22 protein-coding genes are annotated in these 24,262 nt (G+C 63.0%); 17 read left to right on the plus strand and 5 right to left on the minus strand.

All coding sequences use genetic code 11. From position 1 onward, the window contains the following. Nucleotides 1-253 precede the first annotated feature (253 nt). From ychF to CUJ91_RS15985, 8 genes are all read left to right on the plus strand, one after another. The gene (ychF, locus tag CUJ91_RS15950; protein ID WP_006052772.1) at nt 254-1,348 is read left to right on the plus strand and encodes a redox-regulated ATPase YchF; all 1,095 of its coding nucleotides are present in this window, start codon (nt 254-256) and stop codon (nt 1,346-1,348) included. Between the two features lie 224 nt (nt 1,349-1,572). Beyond that, nucleotides 1,573-2,907 (plus strand): sn-glycerol-3-phosphate ABC transporter substrate-binding protein UgpB, encoded by a 1,335-nt coding sequence (ugpB, locus tag CUJ91_RS15955; protein ID WP_006052771.1) that lies wholly within the window; start codon nt 1,573-1,575, stop codon nt 2,905-2,907. A gap of 75 nt (nt 2,908-2,982) precedes the next feature. Next, nucleotides 2,983-3,867 (plus strand): sn-glycerol-3-phosphate ABC transporter permease UgpA, encoded by an 885-nt coding sequence (gene ugpA, locus CUJ91_RS15960; protein WP_006052770.1) that lies wholly within the window; start codon nt 2,983-2,985, stop codon nt 3,865-3,867. After that, nucleotides 3,864-4,709 (plus strand): sn-glycerol-3-phosphate ABC transporter permease UgpE, encoded by an 846-nt coding sequence (ugpE, locus tag CUJ91_RS15965; protein WP_029971302.1) that lies wholly within the window; start codon nt 3,864-3,866, stop codon nt 4,707-4,709. The genes ugpA and ugpE overlap by 4 nt, the downstream gene beginning before the upstream one ends. 76 nt (nt 4,710-4,785) lie before the next feature. Further along, nucleotides 4,786-5,874, plus strand: a complete 1,089-nt coding sequence (locus CUJ91_RS15970) for a sn-glycerol-3-phosphate import ATP-binding protein UgpC (RefSeq protein WP_107710959.1) — start codon at nt 4,786-4,788, stop codon at nt 5,872-5,874. A 51-nt stretch (nt 5,875-5,925) separates the two neighbouring features. Next, nucleotides 5,926-6,228 carry a DUF3761 domain-containing protein gene (locus CUJ91_RS15975; protein ID WP_006052767.1) on the plus strand — a complete coding sequence of 101 codons (303 nt, stop codon included), beginning with the start codon at nt 5,926-5,928 and terminating at the stop codon, nt 6,226-6,228. 217 nt (nt 6,229-6,445) lie between these two features. Continuing rightward, a complete protein-coding gene (ettA, locus tag CUJ91_RS15980) occupies nt 6,446-8,113 on the plus strand; it encodes an energy-dependent translational throttle protein EttA (RefSeq protein ID WP_006052766.1) in 1,668 nt (555 codons plus the stop codon). Between the two features lie 332 nt (nt 8,114-8,445). Further along, complete coding sequence (locus tag CUJ91_RS15985; protein ID WP_029971301.1) at nt 8,446-9,570, plus strand: DUF748 domain-containing protein; 1,125 nt, start codon at nt 8,446-8,448, stop codon at nt 9,568-9,570. Nucleotides 9,571-9,646: 76 nt separating this feature from the next. Here CUJ91_RS15985 and CUJ91_RS15990 read toward each other — a convergent pair whose 3' ends face one another. From CUJ91_RS15990 to CUJ91_RS16000, 3 genes are read right to left on the minus strand one after another with little or no spacing between them, the layout of a single operon-like run. Next, nucleotides 9,647-10,270, minus strand: a complete 624-nt coding sequence (locus tag CUJ91_RS15990) for an HAD family hydrolase (protein WP_107710958.1) — start codon at nt 10,268-10,270, stop codon at nt 9,647-9,649. Nucleotides 10,271-10,328: 58 nt separating this feature from the next. Further along, nucleotides 10,329-12,143, minus strand: coding sequence for an aminopeptidase P family protein (locus CUJ91_RS15995; protein WP_107710957.1), 1,815 nt, complete (start codon nt 12,141-12,143; stop codon nt 10,329-10,331). A 19-nt stretch (nt 12,144-12,162) separates the two neighbouring features. Continuing rightward, complete coding sequence (locus CUJ91_RS16000) at nt 12,163-12,444, minus strand: hypothetical protein (protein ID WP_107710956.1); 282 nt, start codon at nt 12,442-12,444, stop codon at nt 12,163-12,165. Nucleotides 12,445-12,643: 199 nt separating this feature from the next. On the opposite strand from CUJ91_RS16000, the gene CUJ91_RS16005 reads away from it, so the two are divergent. From CUJ91_RS16005 to CUJ91_RS16035, 7 genes are all read left to right on the plus strand, one after another. After that, nucleotides 12,644-13,354, plus strand: coding sequence for a response regulator transcription factor (locus CUJ91_RS16005; RefSeq protein ID WP_107710955.1), 711 nt, complete (start codon nt 12,644-12,646; stop codon nt 13,352-13,354). 88 nt (nt 13,355-13,442) lie between these two features. Then, complete coding sequence (hemA, locus tag CUJ91_RS16010) at nt 13,443-14,729, plus strand: glutamyl-tRNA reductase (protein ID WP_006052760.1); 1,287 nt, start codon at nt 13,443-13,445, stop codon at nt 14,727-14,729. Between the two features lie 128 nt (nt 14,730-14,857). After that, nucleotides 14,858-15,940, plus strand: coding sequence for a peptide chain release factor 1 (gene prfA, locus CUJ91_RS16015; protein WP_006052759.1), 1,083 nt, complete (start codon nt 14,858-14,860; stop codon nt 15,938-15,940). A gap of 6 nt (nt 15,941-15,946) precedes the next feature. Next, on the plus strand, nt 15,947-16,816 hold the full coding sequence (gene prmC / locus CUJ91_RS16020; protein WP_114156511.1) for a peptide chain release factor N(5)-glutamine methyltransferase: 870 nt from the start codon (nt 15,947-15,949) through the stop codon (nt 16,814-16,816). 157 nt (nt 16,817-16,973) lie between these two features. Beyond that, nucleotides 16,974-17,285 carry a Grx4 family monothiol glutaredoxin gene (gene grxD / locus CUJ91_RS16025; protein ID WP_006052757.1) on the plus strand — a complete coding sequence of 104 codons (312 nt, stop codon included), beginning with the start codon at nt 16,974-16,976 and terminating at the stop codon, nt 17,283-17,285. 40 nt (nt 17,286-17,325) lie between these two features. Next, on the plus strand, nt 17,326-17,928 hold the full coding sequence (locus CUJ91_RS16030) for a UbiX family flavin prenyltransferase (RefSeq protein WP_107710953.1): 603 nt from the start codon (nt 17,326-17,328) through the stop codon (nt 17,926-17,928). Between the two features lie 134 nt (nt 17,929-18,062). Beyond that, nucleotides 18,063-18,848: a DODA-type extradiol aromatic ring-opening family dioxygenase gene (locus CUJ91_RS16035; RefSeq protein ID WP_029971295.1), complete on the plus strand. Its 786-nt coding sequence runs from the start codon at nt 18,063-18,065 to the stop codon at nt 18,846-18,848. A gap of 140 nt (nt 18,849-18,988) precedes the next feature. On the opposite strand, the gene CUJ91_RS16040 is transcribed toward CUJ91_RS16035, so the two are convergent. Next, nucleotides 18,989-20,584, minus strand: coding sequence for an APC family permease (locus CUJ91_RS16040; protein WP_006052754.1), 1,596 nt, complete (start codon nt 20,582-20,584; stop codon nt 18,989-18,991). Between the two features lie 428 nt (nt 20,585-21,012). On the opposite strand from CUJ91_RS16040, the gene CUJ91_RS16045 reads away from it, so the two are divergent. Continuing rightward, complete coding sequence (locus CUJ91_RS16045) at nt 21,013-21,216, plus strand: cold-shock protein (RefSeq protein WP_007180251.1); 204 nt, start codon at nt 21,013-21,015, stop codon at nt 21,214-21,216. A gap of 123 nt (nt 21,217-21,339) precedes the next feature. Here CUJ91_RS16045 and CUJ91_RS16050 read toward each other — a convergent pair whose 3' ends face one another. Continuing rightward, a complete protein-coding gene (locus CUJ91_RS16050) occupies nt 21,340-22,590 on the minus strand; it encodes an Hsp70 family protein (RefSeq protein WP_107710952.1) in 1,251 nt (416 codons plus the stop codon). A 185-nt stretch (nt 22,591-22,775) separates the two neighbouring features. Between CUJ91_RS16050 and CUJ91_RS16055 the strand changes: the two genes are divergently transcribed. Further along, the gene (locus tag CUJ91_RS16055; RefSeq protein WP_006052313.1) at nt 22,776-24,254 is read left to right on the plus strand and encodes an MFS transporter; all 1,479 of its coding nucleotides are present in this window, start codon (nt 22,776-22,778) and stop codon (nt 24,252-24,254) included. Nucleotides 24,255-24,262: the final 8 nt, after the last annotated feature.

Consider the following 24,262-nt stretch of genomic DNA (forward strand, 5'->3'; position numbering starts at 1 on the left):
TGGGGGTTGTGGGGGACGGACCGGGCGCGCAGCTTCCTGAAGCCACGTCAAGGAGCCGGTGGGACGGGTTACAAGACGGGTTACAATTACGCTTTCCGTGACAAAACCGCCCAGAACCGTCGAGCCAACGCCCGCTCTGGTGTCGTGTCCCGCTCCGCTGCGTTTTTCTTGCCGGCCCAAGCCGAAGGCTCACGAATCCTGCAATACGGCGTCGAGCGCATCACGCAATTTACTGAATCACTGAAGGATTTCCATGAGCCTCAAATGCGGCATCGTCGGCTTGCCTAACGTCGGCAAGTCCACTCTGTTCAATGCGCTGACCAAGGCGGGCATCGCCGCCGAAAACTATCCGTTCTGCACGATCGAGCCGAACGTCGGCATCGTGGAAGTGCCGGACGCGCGCCTGAAGGCGCTCGCGGAAATCGTCAAGCCCGAGCGCATCCTTCCGGCGGTCGTGGAATTCGTCGACATCGCCGGTCTGGTGGCGGGCGCAAGCAAGGGCGAAGGTCTCGGCAACCAGTTCCTCGCCAACATCCGCGAAACGGACGCGATCACGCACGTCGTGCGCTGCTTCGAAGACGAGAACGTGATTCACGTCGCGAACAAGATCGATCCGCTGTCGGACATCGAAGTCATCAACACCGAACTCGCGCTGGCCGACCTGGCAACGGTTGAAAAAGCGCTCGCGCGTTATTCGAAGGCCGCCAAGTCGGGCAACGACAAGGAAGCCATCAAGAACGCCGCCGTGCTGGAAAAGGTGCGCGCTCAACTGGATCAGGCCAAGCCCGTGCGCGCGCTCGATCTGTCGGACGAAGAGAAGGCGACGCTTAAGCCGTTCTGCCTGATCACCGCGAAACCGACCATGTATGTGGCGAACGTCAAGGAAGACGGCTTCCAGAATAATCCGCATCTGGACGCGGTCGCGAAGTTCGCGGCGTCGGAAAATGCGCCGGTCGTCGCGGTGTGCGCAGCAATCGAAGCGGAAATCGCCGACCTCGACGAAGCCGACATGGAAGTGTTCCTCGCCGACATGGGCATGGAAGAGCCGGGCCTGAACCGCGTGATTCGCGCGGGCTTCAAGCTACTCGGCCTGCAAACCTACTTCACCGCAGGCGTGAAGGAAGTGCGCGCGTGGACCATTCATGTCGGCGATACCGCGCCGCAAGCCGCGGGCGCGATTCACACCGACTTCGAGCGCGGCTTTATTCGCGCGCAGACCATTTCGTTTAACGACTACATCACCTATAAGGGCGAGCAAGGCGCGAAAGAAGCCGGCAAGATGCGCGCGGAAGGCAAGGAATATGTGGTGCACGACGGGGATGTGATGAACTTCCTGTTCAACGTGTAAAGGCCTTTAAAGCCGCAATATTCGCAGCACCGCCTGGCGGCTCACGCCGGCGTTTTGAAAAGCCCGCCTCGCGCGGGCTTTTTGCATTAGAGAACCCAGCTATTCCAGTTTCCTCACAGCCGATGTTAAATTGCGGCATCCGCCGGCCGACGCCGGACTGTCATCGAACACAAATAGAATCGCGCGATTCGCATTCGCGCACCTTCCGATGAGGAGACAAATCGATGAGTTTCAAGCCGCTGTTCCGTTCGCTTTCCGTCGCCGCTGTACTGAGTGTGGGCACCGTCGGCATGAGCCAGACGGCCCAGGCCGCCACTGAAATCCAGTTCTGGCACGCCATGGAAGCCGCGTTGGGCGAACGTCTGAACGACATCGCCAACGCGTTCAACGCGTCGCAGTCGGACTACAAGATCGTGCCGGTGTTCAAGGGCACTTACGACCAGACGCTCGCGGCCGGCATCGCCGCTTATCGCAGCGGCAACGCGCCGTCCATCCTGCAAGTGTACGAAGTCGGCACCGCGACGATGATGCAGGCTAAGAAAGCCGTCGTGCCCGTCTCGGACGTGTTCAAGCAAGCCGGCGTGCCGCTCGACGAAAAGGCGTTTGTGCCGACCATCGCAAGCTATTACAGCGACGCGAAAACGGGCCATCTGATTTCGATGCCCTTCAATAGCTCGACGCCCGTCCTCTATTACAACAAGGACGCGTTCAAGAAAGCCGGTCTCGATCCGAACCAGCCGCCGAAAACCTGGGCCGAGCTCCAGGCCGACGCGCAGAAGCTGAAAGCGTCGGGCATGGCGTGCGGCTATTCGTCGGGCTGGCAAAGCTGGATTCAGTTGGAGAACTACAGCGCGTGGCACGGCGCGCCGTTCGCATCAAAGAACAACGGTTTTGACGGCGCCGATGCGCAACTCGAATTCAACAAGCCGCTGCAGGTCGCGCACATCCGGTTCCTGCAGAGCATGCAGAAAGACGGCACGTTCACGTACGTTGGCCGCAAGGACGAACCGATCTCGAAGTTCTATAGCGGCGACTGCGGCATCATCACGAACTCGTCGGGCTCGCTTGCCACGATCAAGAAGTACGCGAAGTTCAACTTCGGCACCGGCATGATGCCTTACGACGCGAACGTGAAGGGCGCGCCGCAGAACGCGATTATCGGCGGAGCGAGCTTGTGGGTGCTGGCGGGCAAGGACCCGGCCGTCTACAAAGGCGTGGCGAAATTCCTGTCGTATCTGAGCTCGCCCGAAGTCGCCGCGAAGTGGCATCAGGACACCGGCTATTTGCCGGTCACGACCGCCGCGTATCAGTTGACGCAGCAACAGGGCTTCTACGAGAAGAACCCCGGCAGCGATACGGCGATCAAGCAGATGCTCAACAAGCCGCCGCTGCCGTACACGAAGGGCTTGCGCCTTGGCAATATGCCGCAGATCCGCACGATCATCGACGAAGAGCTCGAGCAGGTGTGGGGTGAAAAGAAGACGCCGCAACAGGCGCTCGACTCGGCGGTCTCGCGCGGCGACGAACTGCTGCGGCGTTTCGAGAAAGCGGGCAGTTAATTCCCGCGTCGGCATCGTCGGTTCCGGCGCACTCGCGCCGGAACCCGCTTGCAGCAAAACTCTTGAGATTCCTCGATGGAAAAGCGCTCCCGCTTCGGCACCAGCCTGCTGCCCTATCTGCTCGTCGCGCCGCAACTCGCGATCACGGCGCTCTTCTTTCTGTGGCCCGCCGGCGAAGCGCTGTGGCAATCCACGCAAAGTCAGGACGCGTTCGGCACGTCGAGCGAATTCGTCGGGCTCGCGAATTTCAAGCAGCTCTTCGCCGATCCGCTGTATCTGTCGTCGTTCAACACGACGATTATTTTCTGCGCGCTCGTCACCGTATCGGGCCTCGTGATTTCGCTGCTGCTCGCGGTCTGCGCGGACCGCGTGACGCGCGGCGCAAAGGCGTATCAGACGCTGCTCATCTGGCCGTATGCGGTCGCGCCGGCCATCGCCGCCGTGCTGTGGTCGTTTCTGTTCAACCCGAGCATCGGCCTCGTGACGTTCGCGCTCGCGAAGCAAGGCATTGTGTGGAATCACGCTTTGAACGCGGGACAAGCGATGTTTCTTGTCGTGCTTGCGTCGGTGTGGAAGCAGGTCAGCTATAACTTCCTGTTTTTCTACGCGGGCTTGCAGGCGATTCCGCGCTCGCTGATCGAAGCCGCCGCCATCGACGGCGCCGGTCCCGTGCGGCGCTTCTTCGGCATCGCCCTGCCGCTGCTGTCGCCGACGAGCTTCTTCCTGCTCGTCATCAACATCACCTACGCGTTCTTCGACACCTTTCCGGTGATCGATGCAGCGACGGGCGGCGGCCCCGCTCAATCGACGCGCACGCTGATCTACAAGATTTTCGCCGAAGGTTTCCAGGGACTCGACATCGGCAGCTCGGGCGCGCAATCCGTCGTGCTGATGGTGATCGTCGTCGCGTTGACGGTCGTGCAATTCCGCTTCATCGAACGCAGGGTTCAATACTCATGATCGAGAACCGCCGCGGTTTCGACCTCTTTTGCCACGCGGTGCTGATACTCGGCGTCGTGCTGGTCGTGTTTCCGGTGTACGTCGCGTTCTGCGCGGCGACCATGAACGAACAGCAGATCTTCACCGTGCCGCTGTCGCTGGTGCCGAGCTCGCATCTGTTCGACAACATCGCGACCGTGTGGGCGCACGGCAGCGGCAACGCGGCAGCGCCGTTCGGCCGCATGCTGTTCAACAGCCTCGTGATGGCGCTCGCCATTTCGATCGGCAAGATCGCCGTGTCGATGATCTCCGCGTATGCGATCGTGTTCTTCCGCTTTCCGTTTCGCAACCTGTCGTTCTGGCTCATCTTCATCACGCTGATGCTGCCGGTCGAAGTGCGTATCTTCCCGACCGTGCAAGTCGTGTCGTCGATGAATCTGAGCAATACGTATAGCGGTTTGACGTTGCCGCTGATTGCGTCCGCAACGGCCACGTTCCTGTTTCGCCAGTTCTTCATGACGCTGCCCGACGAGTTGATGGAAGCGGCGCGCATCGACGGCGCGGGTGCGATGCGTTTCTTCTGGGACGTCGTGTTGCCGCTGTCGAAAACGAACATGGCGGCGCTCTTCGTCATCACGTTTATTTACGGCTGGAACCAGTATTTGTGGCCGATTCTGATCACGAGCCAGCAGTCGCTGACAACCGCCGTCGTCGGTATCAAGAGCATGATTGCTTCGGGCGACACGGCCACCGAATGGCATCTCGTGATGACGGCCACGCTGCTCGCGATGCTGCCGCCGCTCGCCGTCGTGCTGACCATGCAGCGCTGGTTCGTGCGCGGTCTCGTGGATGCCGAGAAATGATCCGCGCGGCGCAAACCGCGCACGAGGCAAGCACGCACGAATGACAAAAGACACGCAAACGAAGGGCTAAAACCGCATGGCTGCATTGACACTGCAAGGCGTTAAAAAAACCTACGACGGCAAACAGTTCGTGTTGCACGGCATCGACGTCGATGTGAACGACGGCGAATTCGTCGTCATGGTCGGGCCGTCCGGTTGCGGCAAATCGACGTTGCTGCGGATGGTCGCAGGACTCGAGCGCATCTCCGAGGGCAGCATTTCGATCGCCGGCAAAGTGGTGAACGAACTGGAGCCGAAGGACCGCAACATCGCGATGGTGTTTCAGAACTACGCGCTCTATCCGCATATGAGCGTGGCCGAAAACATGGGCTATGCGCTGAAGATCGCGGGCGTCGAGCGGGCGCAGATCGCGCAGCGCGTGAACGCCGCCGCGCAGATTCTCGAACTGGAAGCGCTGTTGCAGCGCAAGCCGCGCGAACTGTCGGGCGGGCAGCGTCAGCGCGTGGCAATGGGCCGCGCGATCGTGCGAGAACCGGCCGTGTTTCTCTTCGACGAACCGTTGTCGAATCTCGACGCGCGTCTGCGCGTGCAAATGCGGCTCGAGATTCAGCGTCTGCATGCGCGGCTCTCTACGACGAGCCTGTACGTCACGCACGATCAGATCGAAGCGATGACGCTCGCGCAACGCGTGATCGTGATGAACAAGGGCCACGCCGAGCAGATCGGCGCACCGACCGAAGTTTACGAACGGCCGGCGACGGTGTTCGTCGCGGGCTTCATCGGGTCGCCGGGAATGAATCTGCTGCAAGGCCGTGTGTCCGACGACGGCTCCACGTTCGACATCGCCGGCAACGGGCCGCAACTGCCGCTCACGGGCGTGGCGTCGATTGGCGGCGAAGTCGCCAAGGGGCGCGAATACACGCTAGGTATTCGTCCGGAGCACATGAGTCCGGGGCAAGCGGATGCGCCGCACGCAACGCTCACCGTCGATTCATGCGAGTTGCTCGGTGCCGACAATCTCGCGCACGGACGATGGGGCAAGCATGACGTGACCGTGCGTTTGCCGCACGCGCATCGGCCCGCGGCTGGCGAGGCATTGCAGGTCGCGTTGCCCGCGCGTCATCTGCATTTCTTCGATTCGACGAGTGGCCGGCGGGTGAACTAAGTTGAGCGCCTCATAACAATACTCACAACTACAAGAACGATCTCTAACGCCATGCAAGGTATTGGTCTTAGAACCGCCCGTGGCGCATCGGTTGCGCTGTTGCTGACGCTATCGTTGAGCATCTCGCCGGCATTCGCGTACGTCGCGCCAGGCACAACGCCCGACGAAGCCGACCTCAGCAATCACAACACCTACACGAATCGCGACGGCAACACGGTACACGCGCCGGCCCGCTCACTCTCAGGCAAGGCGCCCGACGGCGCGACCGCCCGCTGCCGCGACGGCACCTACAGCTTCAGCCGGCACCACAGCGGCACCTGCTCGCGGCACGGCGGCGTAGCAAGCTGGCTGTGATTTCACCGCCGCTGCGCGCGAACTGACACAAGCCGCAAGCCGCGCTACCGCCCGCACTCCCCTGCCGAAGTACAATGCGATTTGCACCCGGCGTGCTCGCGTCGTTGCGCTGACAGCGTGTTCGACGCCGCCCCGGCACACACCGATTACCGATCCACCCACGGCTGCCCGCCCGAACGCGGCCGGCGTCGTCAACGTCTATCAAGCACACAAGCAAATGGCCCAATACGTCTTCACCATGAACCGGGTTGGCAAGATCGTGCCGCCCAAGCGTCAAATCCTGAAAGACATCTCGCTGTCGTTTTTCCCCGGCGCGAAGATCGGCCTGCTCGGCCTGAACGGCTCGGGCAAGTCGACGCTGATCCGCATCATGGCCGGTGTGGACAAGGACATCGAAGGCGAAGCGACGCCGATGCCGAATCTGAACATCGGCTATCTGCCGCAGGAGCCGCAGCTCGATCCGAACAAGACGGTGCGCGAAACCGTCGAAGAAGGTCTCGGCGACGTGTTCAACGCGCAGAAGAAGCTCGATGAAATTTACGCGGCCTACGCGGAACCGGACGCGGACTTCGACGCGCTCGCCGCCGAGCAGGCGAAGTACGAAGCGATTCTCGCGACCACCGACGGCGGCAGCGCCGAACAGCAGATCGAGATCGCCGCCGACGCGCTGCGTCTGCCGGCCTGGGACGCGAAAATCGAACATCTGTCGGGCGGCGAAAAGCGCCGCGTCGCGCTGTGCAAGCTGCTGCTCGAAAAGCCCGACATGCTGCTGCTCGACGAGCCGACCAACCACCTCGACGCGGAATCGGTCGATTGGCTCGAACAGTTCCTCACGCGCTTTCCGGGCACCGTCGTCGCGGTCACGCACGATCGCTACTTCCTCGATAACGCGGCCGAGTGGATTCTCGAACTCGACCGCGGCCACGGCATTCCGTGGAAGGGCAACTACAGCAGTTGGCTCGATCAGAAGGAAGAGCGCCTGAAGCAGGAAGAAGCGTCGGAATCCGCGCGTCAGAAGGCGATCAAGAAAGAACTGGAATGGGTGCGCCAGAATCCGAAGGGCCGTCAGGCGAAGTCGAAGGCGCGTATTGCGCGCTTCGAGGAACTGAACAGCCAGGACTATCAGAAGCGCAATGAAACGCAGGAAATCTTCATTCCGGTCGGCGACCGCCTCGGCAATGAAGTGATCGAGTTCAAGAACGTCAGCAAGTCGTATGGCGACCGTCTGCTGCTCGACAACGTGAGCTTCAAGGTGCCGGCGGGCGCGATTGTCGGCATCATCGGTCCGAACGGCGCGGGTAAGTCCACGCTGTTTCGCATGCTGACTGGCCGCGAACAACCGGATTCGGGCGAGATCGTCATGGGGCCGACGGTGAAGCTCGCTTACGTCGACCAGAGCCGCGACGCGCTCGATTCGACGAAGACTGTGTTCGAAGAGATTTCCGGCGGCGCCGATGTGCTGACGGTCGGCAAGTACGAGACGCCGTCGCGTGCCTACATTGGCCGCTTCAACTTCAAGGGCGGCGATCAGCAGAAGACGGTCGGCAATCTGTCGGGCGGCGAGCGCGGCCGTCTGCATCTCGCGAAGACGTTGATTGCGGGCGGCAATGTGCTGCTGCTCGATGAACCGTCGAACGATCTCGACGTCGAAACGCTGCGCGCGCTCGAAGACGCATTGCTCGAATTCGCCGGCTCGGTGATGGTGATTTCGCACGACCGCTGGTTCCTCGACCGGATCGCGACGCACATTCTCGCGTTCGAAGGCGATTCGCAAATCACGTTCTTCGACGGTAATTACCAGGAGTATGAAGCGGACAAGCGCGCACGCCTGGGTGAAGAAGCGGCGCGTCCGAAGCGTCTGCGGTATAAGCCGATCACGCGTTAAGGTTCACGCGGCGTTAAAGGTACACGGCGTTAAAGGTTCACCGCGTCAGAAGCTGCGCGAAAAGCGGTCTGCTCGTCGGAAGACGAGTGGGCCGCGTTCGGGCGCAGTTATCCCCTCAGCTTTGCAAACGGTCAGCGTGCGCCGTACGCTCAGCCGTTCTTCGCAGCAACTCCCTACCCTCCTTCGATACCCTTCACCTACGCCAGACATCGGCGACATGCGACACGGCACACGCATTGCTCCGTTGCGCGTGCTATATGTCGTCCGCGCGACTTGTATTGGCTGGCGCGCGTTATCGGGAACAAAACCGTTGCGGTGACGAGGGAACAAGCATGGCAATGTCGAAGAGCCAACGCTGGATCGCTGCCGCGAGCAGCGTGCTGGTCGTGCTCGTCGTTATTGCATTCGGCCTGCTGCAATACGCGCAGCGCGAAGTGAAAGCGCGCGTGGTCGCGGCGCTCGGTCCGCTTGGCAGCGCGCAAAGCATCGACGTCGGCTTGACCTCCGTGCATCTCAGCAACGTTCTGTTGAAGCCGCCGCCTGGCTGGCCCGCCGGCGATCCGTTGAGAGCGGACGAGATCATCCTGACGCCGGACATCCGCGATCTACTCCAGCACCGCATGCATATCCGCAGCGTGACGGTGCGCGGTTTCGACATGGCGGTGCTGCGCACGCAAAACGGCACGATCCGTCTGCTGCCGAATCTGCGTCAATCGGTCAACAGCACTAACGACGACGCAGGTGCCGCATCAGCGAGTTCGATGCCGCGCGACAAGCAGGTCGATCACATCAGTTTCGAGCAGGGCCGCTTTCATTTCTACGACATGACGGTCGGCTCGCCCGCTTACAAGGTGACGGTGAGCGACGCGAACGCGACCGTCGACAACATTCGTCTGCCCGCGCTCACGGAGCCGACCAACGTCAATGTCAGAGGCTCGATCAAAGGGCCGTCGCACACCGGCACGGTGACGTTCAGCGGCTGGATCAAAATCGCCAGCAAGGATTCGCAGACGACCAGCACACTGCGCGGCGTCGACGTCGTCATGCTCGATCCGTATCTCGTGAAGAAAGCCGGCGCGAAGGCGCAAGTGACAAGCGGCACGATCGACATGAGCATCGAGTCGTCGGTGCGCAATTATCAGTTGCACGCGCCCGGCACGATCACGGTTCATCAGTTGCAACTTGCGGACACCGGCAATCCGCTCGACACATTCATGTCCATTCCGACGAAGGCCGCGGTTGCCGCTTTGAAGGCGCACAACGGCGACATCACGCTGCACTTCGTGCTCGACGGCAATTTACGCGACCCGAAATTCTCGGTGCAGGAAGGGCTGACGACGCGCATCGCCGCCGGCTTCGCGAAAGCGCTGGGCGTCAGCGTGGAAGGCGTGGCGAAAGGCGCGGGCGAAACGGTAAAAGGCCTGGGAAATGCGTTGAAGAATTTGCTGGGGCAGTGAGCGGATCAAACCGCGTGGCGAACACGGCGCGCAAGCGGATGCGCCCAAGCGCTCTGCGTTTGCCACGCGCGTCTAGTCAAACCGGCAACCCCAGTTCGCGCAGCCTCGCTTCGGTCTGCGCGGCGCTGACGTGATGCACGCCGTACCAGCCGAGCGCCGTAGCGGCTGCGGCGTTCTTCGGGTTGTCGTCGATAAAGACGAGTTCGGACGGTTCGATGGCCGGCATTTGCGCGTGAATCCGCTCTAGCATGGCCGCGAAGATGGCCGGATCGGGCTTCACCAGACCTACCCGCCCCGACACGATGATGTCGCGAAAGCGCCGCAGCACCGGGTAGTTTTCCCACGCATAAGGAAAGGTCTCGGCCGACCAGTTCGTCAGGCCGAAGAGCGGCACCTCGGCGGCCTCGAGCTTTTCCATGATCGCGACGCCGTCGTCCAGCACGCCGGCCACCATTTCGTGCCAGCGCTCGTAAAACGCGCGGATCAGCGCTTCGTGGTCGGGGAAGCGCGTGATGAGTTCGGCCGTTGCCTCGGCGATCGGCTGGCCGCCGTCCTGGCGAACCACCCAATCCATCGAGCACACGTGAGTCAGAAACCAGCGGCGCTCGGCTTCGTCTGGAATCAGTTGCCGATACAGGTACTCGGGATTCCAGTCGATCAGCACGCCGCCGAAATCGAACACCACTGCCTTGATGGCCATGCGCTCTCCGTGGCTATGCTTCGTTAAACGTCGTTATGCGTCGTTATACGGTTGCTGCTCAGACAGGCTGCGTGCGCAGTTCGAGCCACGTCTTCGCGTCGCCGGAAACATGCGGCGCGAGGCGCGTGCGCACCGTCTCGTGATAGCTGTTGAGCCACGCGCGTTCGTCGTCGCGCAGCAGCGACAAGTCGAGGCAGCGCGTGTCGATCGGGCACAGCGTGAGCGTCTCGAACTCGAGGAAGTCGCCGAATTCGGTCTGACCGGCGGGCACGTTCAGCACCAGATTCTCGATCCGCACACCCCACTTGCCTGGCCGGTAGACGCCCGGTTCGATCGACGTGATCATGCCTTCTTCCATCGCCGTCCACGGTTCGGCCGGCGCGTAGTGCGCGATTACTTGCGGGCCTTCGTGAACGTTCAGGAAATAGCCGACACCGTGGCCCGTGCCGTGACCGTAGTCGGCACCGGCTTCCCAGATCGGCGCGCGCGCGATGGCGTCGAGCATCGGCGAGCGGATGCCGCGCGGAAACTTCGCGCGCGACAGCGCCATGGTGCCCTTCAGCACGATCGTGAAATCGCGCCGCTGTGCGTCGCTGATCGTGCCGATCGGCACCACGCGCGTGATGTCGGTCGTTCCGCTCAGATACTGCGCGCCGGAGTCGATCAGCAACAGGCCGTTGCCCTCGATCACCGAATGCGATTCCCGAGTCGCGCGATAGTGCGGCATCGCGCCGTTCGCGTTGAAGCCCGCAATGGTCGCAAAGCTCAACGACACGAAACCCGGCCGACGCGCGCGCGCGGCCGTCAGACGTTCGTCGATAGTGAGTTCGGTGATCGTCTCGCGGCCGAGCGCGCTTTCGAACCACGCGAAGAATTCGGCGAGCGCCGCGCCGTCCTGCTCCATCGTCTCGCGCACGTGCTTCGCCTCGGCTTCGGTCTTGCGCGACTTGAAGAAGGTGGACGGATTGACCGCCTCGACCACCTTCACCGTCGACGGCACCGATTGCAGCGAGCCGTACGTGATGCGGCGCGGGTCGATCAACAAGGTGCTGCCGGCGGGCAGCGCGGCGAGCGCATCGGCCGCTTTCGCGTAGGGCTCGACATTGACGCCGTCGCGCGCGAGCGCTTCGGCGAGCGCGGGCGGCACCTTGCCGTCGGAGACGAAAAGCGACGCGCCGTGTTCGCCGATCAACGCGTGCGCGACGAAAACCGGGTTGAAGCTGACGTCGGCGCCGCGCAGATTGAAGAGCCACGCCAGGTCGTCGAGCGTGGAAATGAAGTGCCACTGCGCGCCCTTTTCCGCCATTGCGCGACGGACCTGTGCGAGCTTTTCCGAACGCGCGACGCTTGCATGCGGCTCGGCGTGTTCGAACACCGCCGCATCGGGCAGCGACGGGCGCTGCGGCCAGATGCCGTCGAACAGATCGACGTCGGTGCGCAGCTTCACGCCGCGCGCCGTGAGCGCTTGAGTCAAAGCCCGCGCCGCCGCCACGCCGAGCACGGCGCCGTCCACGCCGACGGTGCCGCCCGGCGCCACGTTTTCAGCGAGCCACTCGAAATGCGGCGCGGTCTGCTGACCACCGGTCATCTTCATGAGCTGAACGCCGCTGCCGGCCAGTTGCGCATTGGCCTGCTCCCAGTAGCGGCTGTCGGTCCAGACGCCCGCGAAGTCGGCGGTGACGATCAGCGTGCCCGCCGAGCCGGTGAAGCCGGACAGCCACTCGCGGCCCTGCCAACGCCCCGGCAGATATTCGGACAAATGCGGGTCCGCGGACGGCACGAGGTAAGCGGCGACGCCTTCGCGCGCCATCGCGCTGCGCAAGCCGGCGAGCCGTTCGGGAATGGAAGAAGTTTGGGGAAGTCGGGCATTCATGGAGGTCACCTGCAAGTATTCATCGACGGGAAAGCAAGCCGACCGTCACGGCGACGGCGATCATGGCGACGGCCGTGCACACAGGCCATTCCAGTATCTCGCCGTCATGGAAAAGACCGATCACATTGCCGGCCATGCGCGCGACGATCGCGCCCAGCACGCCGGCCAGCAGCGCCACCCATAGGCGGGCGCCTTTCGAGCCGCCGGAGCGGCCGGCGTTGTTCAAGCGGCGCAGCGGATGCAACCACCAGCCCGCGAAGCCGATTGCGGCTCCGAGTACGACGATTCCAGCCCAGCCCATCAGCGGATGGACTCGCGCAGTTTCGGATTTGTCTCATGGGCGCGAGGCACAACGACAGCTAGCATTTTTGTCTCTTCTCAAAAAATCAGCACGGCGCTTTCCGCACAGCGGTTGAGTTTAGGGGTCGGGGTGATGTTAGGCAAGCTGGAGGCCTTACGGAAAAGCCTGGTTCCTGGCCGTCGTCAAGTGGATTGCGCGCATGCGAATCGCCCTTATCGAGCCGGACCCGCGGCACGCCCAGTTGGTCACCCGGCTCATGTTCGCCGGCGGCCACGTGTGTCAGCACTTCGCCACGAGCGCCCCGTTCCTCGCGCAAGCCGCGGACCAATTCTTCGATCTGCTGATTACCGAAAACTGGACCGGCGACCATTCCGCCGAAGATGTGATCGCGCGCGCCCGAGCCCTTCTGCCGAGCCTGCCGGTCATCGTGATGATGACGGAGCCGCGCGAAAGCCAGATCGTCGCCGTGCTGCACGCGGGCGCCGACGACTGTCTCGCCAAGCCGGTACGCGGCCCCGAAACGCTCGCGCGCGTCGACGCGCTGCTGCGGCGCGCAGGCTTGCGCCGGCCGCCCAATCGACGGCACGACGTGATTCGCGGCTATACGTTCGACGCCGCCAACTTCGCCGTCACGTTCCGCAACCGCGTGGTCACGCTGACGCCGAAGGAGTTCCGCTTCGCGCTGCTGCTGTTCACCAATCTGTCGCGGCCCGTGTCGCGCGCGCACATCATGGAAACCGTGTGGGCACGGCGCCGCGACGTAAAGTCGCGCACCGTCGACACGCACGCGTCGCGCGTGCGGTCCAAGCTCGAATTGCGCCCGGAGCATGGCTATTCGCTTGCGCCGCTGTACGGCTACGGCTATCAGCTCGACGCATTTTCCGTGGAAGGCGCTGCCGCACCGGCCTGATGGCTGGCATAAGCGGCGCGGGTGCGAGGCGCAGCGAGTAAGAATCGCGAAAACGCTATAATATGGGGCTAAACCATAGCTCCCCAGCATGCAGCTCTTAACGATCGGAATCAATCACCACACAGCGCCTGTCGCCTTGCGCGAACGCGTGGCGTTTCCGCTCGAACAGATCAAGCCTGCACTGGACACCTTCAAGAGCGTCTGGCTCGGCGGCACGGCCCGCTCGGCGCCTGAAGCGGCGATTCTCTCTACCTGCAATCGCACCGAACTCTATTGCGCGACCGACGACCAGGCCGCGCGCGAAGCCGCGATCCAATGGCTGTCGCGGTATCACAACCTGCCCATCGAGGAACTCGCGCCGCACGTCTACGCGCTGCCGCAGTCGGAAGCCGTGCGCCACGCGTTCCGCGTCGCCTCGGGCCTCGATTCGATGGTGCTCGGCGAAACGCAAATCGTCGGACAAATGAAGGACGCCGTGCGCACCGCGTCCGAAGCAGGCGCGCTCGGCACTTATCTGAACCAGTTGTTCCAGCGCACGTTCGCCGTCGCAAAAGAAGTGCGCAGCACGACTGAGATCGGCGCGCAGTCGGTTTCGATGGCAGCCGCTGCCGTGCGGCTCGCGCAACGTATTTTCGACAAGGTGTCGAACCAGCGCGTGCTGTTCATCGGCGCGGGCGAAATGATCGAGCTGTGCGCGACGCACTTCGCCGCGCAGCAGCCCCGTGAACTCGTGGTCGCGAACCGCACGGCCGAGCGCGGCACGCGGCTCGCGGAGCGCTTCAACGGCCGGGCCATTCCGCTGTCGGACTTGCCGACGCGCATGCACGAGTTCGACATCATCGTGTCGTGCACGGCTTCCACGTTGCCGATCATCGGCCTGGGCGCGGTCGAGCGCGCGGTCAAGGCGCGCCGCCATCGGCCGATCTTCATGGTCGATCTGGCGGTTCCGCGCGACATCGAACCGGAAGTCGGCAAGCTGGAAGACGTGTTCCTGTATACCGTCGACGACCTCGGCGCGATCGTCCGCGAAGGCAATGCGTCGCGCCAGGCCGCGGTTGCACAGGCCGAAGCGATCATCGAAACGCGCGTGCAGAACTTCATGCAGTGGCTCGAGGCGCGCAGCATCGTGCCGGTGATCCGTCACATGCATACGCAAGCCGACGTGCTGCGCCGGGCCGAAGTCGAACGCGCGCAGAAAATGCTCGCGCGCGGCGACGATCCTGCCGCGGTGATCGAGGCGCTTTCGCAAGCGCTGACCAACAAGCTGATTCACGGTCCCACTCACGCGCTTAACCGCGCTAGCGGTGAAAACCGCGACACGCTCATCGAATTGATGGGCGGCTTCTACAAACACTCCGGTTCCTCGGAACGTTAGCGGCGCGCACCGCCTCGTCCGCGCCACCCGCCGGTGGCCTCGCAGTGGCCCGCCACATGCTTCTGTCCCGGGCATCCGCCCATTTTCCTGGTTGCTGTCCTTCCGGAGCCCGCTCCGATACCCGCCCGATGAAAACGAGCATGCAACGCAAGCTCGACCAGCTGACGACACGGCTGGCCGAACTGAACGATCTGTTAAGCCGCGAGGACATCACCTCGAACCTCGATCAATATCGCAAGCTCACGCGCGAACACGCCGAGCTTGGGCCCGTCGTCGAGCAATACGCGCTGTGGCGCCAGGCCATGCACGACGCCGCCACCGCGCAGGAACTGCTGACGGACATCTCCATGCGCGAATTCGCCGAAGAGGAAATTCGCGCGGCGCGTGAGCGCATGGAACAGCTCGGCGGCGAACTGCAGAAGATGCTGTTGCCGAAAGATCCGAACGACGACCGCAACATCTTCCTCGAAATTCGCGCCGGCACCGGCGGCGACGAGTCCGCGCTTTTTGCAGGCGACCTGTTGCGCATGTATTTGCGCTACGCCGAGCGCAACCGCTGGCAGGTCGAGATGATGTCGGCGAGCGAATCCGATCTGGGCGGCTATAAGGAAGTGATCGTGCGGATCGCGGGCGAAGCCGCATATTCGAAGCTGAAGTTCGAGTCCGGCGGCCATCGCGTGCAGCGCGTGCCGGCAACCGAAACGCAGGGCCGCATTCACACGTCCGCGTGCACGGTGGCGGTCATGCCGGAAGCCGACGAGATCGGCGAAGTCGAAATCAATCCGGCCGATCTGCGCATCGACACGTTCCGGGCGTCGGGCGCGGGCGGTCAGCACATCAACAAGACGGATTCGGCCGTGCGCGTCACGCACTTGCCGACGGGCATCGTCGTCGAATGTCAGGACGACCGCTCGCAGCACAAGAACAAGGACCGCGCGCTGAAGGTGCTCGCGGCGCGCATCAAGGACAAGCAGTCGCACGAGCAGCAGGCGAAAGAAGCGGCGACGCGGAAGAGTCTGATCGGCTCGGGCGATCGCTCGGAGCGGATTCGCACCTACAACTTCCCGCAAGGGCGTCTGACAGATCATCGGATCAATCTGACGCTGTATCGCCTCGATGCAATCATGGACGGCGATCTCGACGAACTGATCAGCGCGCTCGTCAGCGAACATCAGGCGGAGCTGCTTGCTTCGCTCGGCGACGCGGATTAAGCGCCGATGACCGCGAACGCGCCGCCCAATCGCGACCAGGCGGCCACGCCCGCGGCGTTGTTGCGCGCCTCGCCGCTGCCGCCGCTCGAAGCGCGCATTTTGCTCACGCATGTGCTCGGCTGGCGCCATACGCAGTTGATCACGCGCGCGGACGAAGCGCTCGACAGCGAGTGCGTCGAGCGTTATCTCGCGTTGCAGGCGCGGCGCGTGGCCGGCGAACCGATTGCGCAACTGGTCGGCGTCCGCGAGTTCTTCGGGCTTGAGTTCGAGGTGACGCCGCATGTGCTGATTCCGCGTCCGGAGACCGAATTGCTGGTCGAAACGGCGCTCACGGCGATGGAAAATCTTCCGCGCCCGCGCGTGCTCGATCTCGGCACCGGCACGGGCGCCATTGCACTGGCGATCGCGTCGATGCGCCCGGACGCGCAAATGACCGCGCTCGACCGTTCGGCGGAAGCGCTCGCGGTCGCGGCGCGCAACGCCGCGCGTCTGCTGGATGCGAAACGGCCAGGCGGCGCCGTGACGTTCGCGCAAAGCGACTGGTACGGCTCGCTGGATACGGCGCTGCGCTTTGACGTGATCGTGAGCAACCCGCCGTATATCGCGAGCGGCGACCCGCATCTGGAGCAAGGCGACTTGCGCTACGAGCCGCGCGGCGCGCTCACCGACGAAGCCGACGGCCTCAGCGCGATCCGCGCGATCGTCGCCGGCGCGCCCGCGCGTCTTGCCGCGCGCGGCGTTCTGTGGATGGAGCACGGCTACGATCAGGCCGAAGCCGTCCGCGAACTTCTGACAGGGCAAGGCTTCGTGGATGTCAGATCGGAGCGCGACCTTGCGGGCATCGAGCGAATCAGCGGCGGGCGGCTTGCCGGCTGAGCACGCTGACATGCTGATACGTCAGCACGCTAGCTGACGCAAGCCGCCGCAATAGCCGCAACGCGCGGATGGACAAAGCGGCCGTCGGCCGGTGCGGGCGAAATCCGCTATCATTTCAGCCTATTCCCTACACATACTCGGAACCGCAAGGTCAGTCATGGATACGCAACAACGCATCAAGCAAATCGTCGACGAAAACAACGTCGTGCTCTTCATGAAGGGCAGCGCCCAGTTCCCGATGTGCGGCTTTTCCGGCCGCGCCATCCAGATCCTGAAGGCGTGCAATGTCAACGAGTTCAAGACGGTCAACGTCCTCGAAGACGACGAAGTTCGCCAGGGCATCAAGCAGTTCTCGAACTGGCCGACCATTCCGCAGCTTTATGTGAAGGGCGAATTCGTCGGCGGCTCGGACATCATGATGGAAATGTACGAATCGGGCGAATTGCAGCAACTGTTCGCCGCGGCCTGATCGTTCAGTCCGAAGCTGTTCCTACGAGGCGCCGCCAGTCATGGAAACACGCGCTGCGGCGCCACGCCGGCTGATCGTCGCCATCACCGGCGCGACCGGCGCCATATACGGCATCCGCTTGCTTCAGACGTTGCGCAAGCTCGGCGGCGTCGAAAGTCATCTGCTGATTTCGAGCGCCGGCTGGCTCAATATCCGCCACGAATTGCAGTTGTCGAAGGAAGACGTGCATCCGCTCGCGGACGTCGTCCATTCGGTGCGCGACATGGGCGCGAGCATCGCGTCCGGTTCGTTTGCGACGGACGGCATGGTCGTCGCGCCGTGTTCGATGAAAACGCTCGCGAGCGTCGCACATGGTTTCTCCGACAACCTGATCACCCGCGCCGCCGACGTCACCCTCAAGGAGCGCCGCCGGCTCGTGCTGCTGGTGCGCGAAACGCCGTTCAATCTCGCGCATCTGCGCAATATGACGGCGGTGACGGAGATGGGTGGCGTGATCTTTCCGCCCTTGCCTGCGTTTTACAACCAACCAGCGACGATTGACGACATGGTCGATCACACGGTTGCCCGCGTGCTGGATCTGTTTGCGTTGGGACCGGCGCTATCGCCGGCGTGGGCCGGATTACGAGGCGGTGACCAGGGGTAATCGGTCGTCCGTCCGCCGAGATTACCAACCACCGCAAGACAATCAATTCCGCTTTCACCCGTTTATCAAACGACGGTGCGGCTCTATATTGACAGCAACCGAACTTCGTCCGCGCCTCACAGCGCGTCGCTGCCATGAACCGCTTGCCTTCGCTTTTTCTTTCCCACGGCGCGCCGACGCTGCCGATCGATCCGTCGCTGCCGTCCGCCGAGTTTGCGACGCTGAGCGCGCAATTGCCGCGTCCCGAGTCCGTGTTGATGCTATCCGCGCATTGGGGCACCGCGCAGCCGGTGGCGAGCACTGCCGCCAAGCCCGAAACCATCCACGATTTCTACGGGTTTCCGCGCCAGTTATATGAGATCCAGTATCCGGCGCCCGGCGCGGCCGATCTCGCGCGACGCGCCGCCGCGCTGCTTCGCGACAGCGGCATGCACGCCGGCGAAGAGCCGCACGGGCTCGACCACGGCGCATGGGTGCCGATGCTGCTGATGTTTCCGGATGCGGACGTGCCCGTCGCGCAGTTGTCGATCCAACCGCGCCTCGACGCCGCGCATCACTTTCGGGTCGGCCGCGCGCTGCGCGCGTTGAGGGACGACGGCGTGATGGTGATCGGCTCGGGCCAGATCACGCACAATCTGCGCGCCGCCGATTTTTCCGCGCGGCCGGAAGATGCCGACCCGCGCGTCGCCGAATTCACCGACTGGTTCGAAGCACGGCTCGCCGCGCGCGACATCGACGCGTTGCTGGACTATCGCCACAAAGCGCCGCATGCGGTGCTGATGCACCCGACCGACGAGCATCTGCTGCCGGTCTTCGCAGCGCTCGGTGCCGCCGACGACGATTACTCGCTGGCAATTCAATCGCTCGGCACCTATCAGCGCTCGCTCGCCATGACGAACTACGTGTTCGGCACGGCCTGAGCGCCGGACCCGACAAAGAACGACTCGCGGCGTCCGCGGCAAAAGCAAAAAGCAAAAACAAAAGCCCGCCTGAGCAAAAACTCAGACGGGCTTTTTTAGCATGCAGCCGGACCATCAACCGCCCGGCGCAGCGCGGCACCTCAGTGCGCGCCCATTCCTTCGAGCACTTCGTCGTGCGTCTGACGCTCTTCCAGATACTCCGAGCGATAGCCGCTATTCACGCCCCAGTAATAGAAGACGAGCGAGAACGCGATCACGACCAGCATGTCCCAGCCGTACGGCAGAACGCCACGACCGCCGAACTCCTTGCTGCCGATGAGCGAGAGGATCGCCATCACCGGCAAATAAGCGACCAGCCACCACGCCGCCTTCAGGTCGCGGCCCCAGCCGCCGAAGCCCGACTTCGCCTGGAAGTAGAAGTACACCGGCAGCGCGACGACCATCAGCAGAATGATTTCGCCCGTCAGCGGCCACTTTGCCCAGTACAGGATCAGCGACGCGCATACGAACGCGAACGGCGCGATCACCTGCATGCCGGGGATGTGCAGCGGGCGCTCGAGGTCCGTCGCTGCGCGGCGCAGCGCCATCAGGCTGATCGGGCCGGTCAGGTACGAGATTACGGTCGCAACCGAAATCACCGCCGCGAGGGAGCTCCATCCGCGGAAAAAGAACAGGAAGATGAACGAGACCAGCAGGTTGAACCACATCGCCGGACGCGGCACGCCGTAGAACGGATGCACGCTGCCGAAAATCTTCGGCATCGTGTTGTTGCGCTCCATCGCGTAGATCATGCGCGTGGTGGTCGCCATGTAGGTCGTGCCGGTGCCGCTCGGGCTGACGAAGGCGTCGACGTACAGCAGAATCGCGAGCCAGTTCAGGTTCAGCGCGATCGCCAGTTCCGCGAACGGCGAAGCGAAATTGAAGTGGCTCCAGCCCTTCATCACGTCAGTCGGGCTGACGGCGCCGATATACGCGACCTGCAGCAACACGTAGATGACGAGCGCGAGCAGGATCGAGCCGATCACTGCGAACGGCACGCTTTTGGCCGGATTGCGCGCTTCACCCGCCAGGTTGATCGGGCTTTGGAAACCGTTGAATGCGAACACGATGCCGCTTGTCGCGACCGCCGTCAGCACCGCCGACCAGCCATACGGCGCAAACGTGCTCACTTCGCCGAAGTTTTCCTTGTGGAAGCCCGTCAGCATCAGTCCGAGGATGGTCGCGCCCGGAATCAGAAACTTGAAGATCGTGATGGCCGAGTTGGCGCGCGCGAACAGCTTCACGCCCCAGTAGTTCAGCAGGAAATAGATAACTACGAGGACCGCCGAGAGTAGCAGCCCGGTCGTAGTCAACGAGCCATCGACGAATAAAGCATGCGCCCACGGATACGGCCACGTGCTCATGTATTGAATGGATGCTTCGGCCTCGATCGGAATCACCGAAACAATGGCGATCCAGTTGGCCCACGCGCTGATGAAGCCCACCAGCGCGCCGTGCGAATAGCGCGCGTAGCGCACCATGCCGCCCGATTCCGGGAACATCGCGCCCAGCTCGGCGTAGGTCAGCGCGATCGCGAGAATCACGACGGCGCCGATGATCCACGCGCAGATCGACGCCGGGCCCGCGATTTTCGCGGCCTTCCACGCGCCGAACAGCCAGCCCGAGCCGATGATCGAACCCAGGCCGGTCAGCATGAGTGCGAAGGGCCCGATGTTCCGTTGTATAGAACTTTTCACGTCTTCTCCTGTTTCAGAACCACGTCGGCACCCCATGAATCGCGCTTATGACGAGAAAACGGGTGACGCGCATGTATGCGCGACGGTTATCCCAATGGTGCAACCGGCGCGGGCGCGTAGTTTAACGGTTGCACCCGGCGCCTGCAGTGAAACTAAGGGTTCTCCCTAGCAAAAAATCCGCCGACTCCGCAAGCTTTGTAAGCAACTTTTCGGGGCGGTATCGCGAATTTTTGTAAAGTTGGGCGCCGAGTGTTGACCTTCTCTCGAAATCGCCGTATAACGTTCGGGCAGGATTTCAAGCGGCGAGTGAATTGGTCTTTCGTAGTTCGCCCATCAACGGTACTCCGGTTGGTCCCATTACCCCCTTCCTTGATTTTCATGCACTCAACGGGCTTCGGCCTTATTCACCATCTTTAGGAACAAGTAATATGGAAACCGGTACCGTCAAGTGGTTCAATGACGCAAAGGGCTTTGGCTTCATCACCCCGGACGGCGGCGGCGAAGATCTGTTCGCGCATTTCTCGGAAATCCGCACGGAAGGCTTCAAGACGCTGCAAGAAAACCAAAAGGTTACGTTTGAAGTGAAGACGGGCCCGAAGGGCAAGCAAGCAGCTAACATCAAGCCGGTGTAAGCGCTACGCTGCTTCCTTCTGGACGCAAAAAAACCCCGCCTCGGCGGGGTTTTTTATTGCGCCGGCAATTCGCCGAGTTCGCGCGCGGCGATTATCTTCGCAATATAAAGCGGCGGTTCGCAGTTACGCGAACACGCGCCGCGCGTGAATGCCGAGTCCCGTTGCGACACTCGCGAGACGGTCGCCGAATACCGCTTCGGCATCGGGGAATGCCGCCGCCAACGCGCCGGACAGAAACGCGAGGCCGGTCGAGCCGCCCGTGAAGTAAATCGCGCTCACGTCGCGAATCGACACGCCGGCTGTCTGCACGGTGTCGCGCGCCGCCGCCACGATGCGGCGCGTTTCGTCCTCTCCCGCTTCGATGAGTTGCGCCTCGTCGAATGCAAGGCGCAGATCGTCTTCGACTTCGTCGAGATCGATCACCGTCTCGCCGCCCGCGGCGACGCCGATCTTCGCCTCTTCCGCATGCGCGGCCAGAGCGTGACCGAGGCGCCGCTCCACCACGCGCATCAGGCGATCATGGTGTTTAACTTCGGTGAACAGGTGCCGCATGAGCGCCAGTTCGCTGACGCGCTTCGGTGCATAAACGGTATTGATCAGGTGCCACGTCGCCAGATCGAAATAGACGCGGTTCGGAAGTTCGCGGCCTTCGGGGTCGAGCGACTGATAGCCGAGCTCGCGCAGAATCGTCGCCAGTTCGACGCGGCGATCGAAGTCCGTGCCCGCGACGTGCACGCCGTGATGGGCCAGCACGTCGTTCTTGCGCTCGACGCGGTTCATCCGCTCCGGTCCGACGCGCACCAGCGAAAAGTCCGACGTACCGCCGCCGATGTCGGCCACCAGCACGAGCCCTTCCTGCGTGAGGCGCGATTCGTAGTCGAATGCGGCCGCGATCGGCTCATACTGGAAGTGAATGTCCCGCAGGCCCACCGCGCGTGCCGCCGCTTCGAGCTGCTTTTGCGCCATCTGATCGGCGCGCGGATCGTCGTCGACGAAGAACACCGGGCGGCCCAGCACCGCGCGCTCGATCGGCGCGCCTGTGGCTTTCTCCGCCGAGCGCTTCAGATGGTCGAGGAAGATCGCGATGATATCGGTGTACTTGATCGCCGTGCCGTCGCCGAGATCGGTCGAATGGTCGGCAAGCGGCGAGCCGAGGATGCTTTTCATCGAGCGCATCAGCCGCCCGTCGAAACCGTCGATGTACGCCGCGAGCGCCGCGCGTCCGAACTCGCGGGTGTCTTCGTCGGTATTGAAGAACACCGACGTAGGCAGCGTCGTATAAGCGCCTTCGACGGCTGCGAGCCTGAGCGCCGCGCCGTCAGGAACGGCTACGGCCGAGTTGGAAGTACCGAAGTCAATCGCGCAATAGTTCATGGCAGGAATGGCCGCTCACGGCTGGCGCGCACAGGTAGGAGCGGCTTTGTATCACGAAAGCCGGATCAGCATCAACTTGCCAAAAGCGCGAAGGTGCCCAATGGTGCACTGGAGGCGCGGAATAGAAGTTGCTGCATAGGCCAGTTCGAGCCGCCGCATTTCAACGATTCAGGAGACCACCAGCAATGAGCGCGCCGCCTGCCGCCGACGTCCAGCGAAAAACCGCCGGGATCATCGAAACGGATTTGCCGTCCCGGCTCGACCGCCTGCCGTGGGGGCGCTTTCACACGTTGATCGTCGTCGCGCTGGGCGTGACGTGGCTTCTCGACGGACTCGAAGTGACGCTCGCCGGAGCGGTCGCGAGCGCGTTGAAGTCTAGCCCGTCACTGCATTTCACCAACGCGGACGTGGGGCTCGCCGGCAGCGCCTACATTGCCGGCGCGGTGCTCGGCGCACTCGGCTTCGGCTGGCTCACGGACCGGCTGGGCCGGCGCAAGCTCTTCTTCATCACGCTCGCGGTCTATCTGACGGCGACTGCGGCGACCGCCGTGTCGTGGAATCTCGCCAGTTTCCTGCTGTTCCGCTTTCTGACGGGCGCGGGCATCGGCGGCGAATACACCGCGATCAATTCGACGATTCAGGAGTTCACGCCGCCTCGCGTGCGCGGCTGGATCGATCTCGCCATCAACGGCACGTTCTGGGTCGGCGCGGGTCTCGGCGCCGCCGGTTCGCTGATCCTGCTCGATCCGAACCTGCTGCCGGGCGACTGGGGCTGGCGCGCGTGCTTTCTGATCGGCGCCGTGCTCGCATTAACCATCTTGCCGATGCGCATCTGGGTGCCCGAAAGCCCGCGCTGGCTGCTCACGCACGGGCACGAGCGCGACGCGCGCGCGATCGTCGAAGGAATCGAAACGCGTTTTCGCAGCGAAGGTCACGCGCTGGCCGCCGACGGCCTCACGCGCCTGCGTCTGCGTGCGCGCGGCCACACGCCGCTGCGCGAGGTGTTCCACACGCTTTTCAATCTGCATCGACGGCGCGCGCTGGTCGGCCTTTCGCTGATGACCGCGCAGGCGTTCTTCTACAACGCCATTTTTTTCACCTACGCGCTGGTGCTGACGGACTTCTACGGCGTGCCGGGCGACCATATCGGCTGGTATCTGCTGCCCTTCGCGCTCGGCAATTTTCTCGGGCCGCTGATGCTCGGCCGGCTGTTCGACGTGATCGGGCGGCGCAAGATGATTGCGTCGACCTACGGCATTTCGGCGATTTTGCTGACGGTAAGCGGCTACCTGTTCCAGCAGCATGTGCTGACGGTCGTCACGCAGACCGCCTCGTGGATGGTGATTTTCTTCTTCGCGTCGGCTGCGGCGAGTTCGGCTTATCTCACCGTGAGCGAATCGTTTCCGCTGGAGATCCGCGCGCTCGCCATCGCCGTGTTTTACGCGTTCGGCACGGCGCTCGGCGGGATCGCCGGCCCGGCTTTCTTCGGACGGCTGATCGACACGCATCAGCGCAGCGAGGTGTTCTCGGGTTATCTGGTCGGCTCCGCGCTGATGCTCGCGGCCGCCGTGATCGCGGCGATCTGGGGCGTGGATGCCGAGCGCAAGTCTCTCGAGCATGTGGCCACGCCGCTTTCGAGCGTGAGCGATGACGAGGCGGCTTAACGAAGTCG

Origin of the sequence: Paraburkholderia graminis (assembly GCF_003330785.1) — a bacterium.
Lineage (GTDB): Bacteria > Pseudomonadota > Gammaproteobacteria > Burkholderiales > Burkholderiaceae > Paraburkholderia > Paraburkholderia graminis.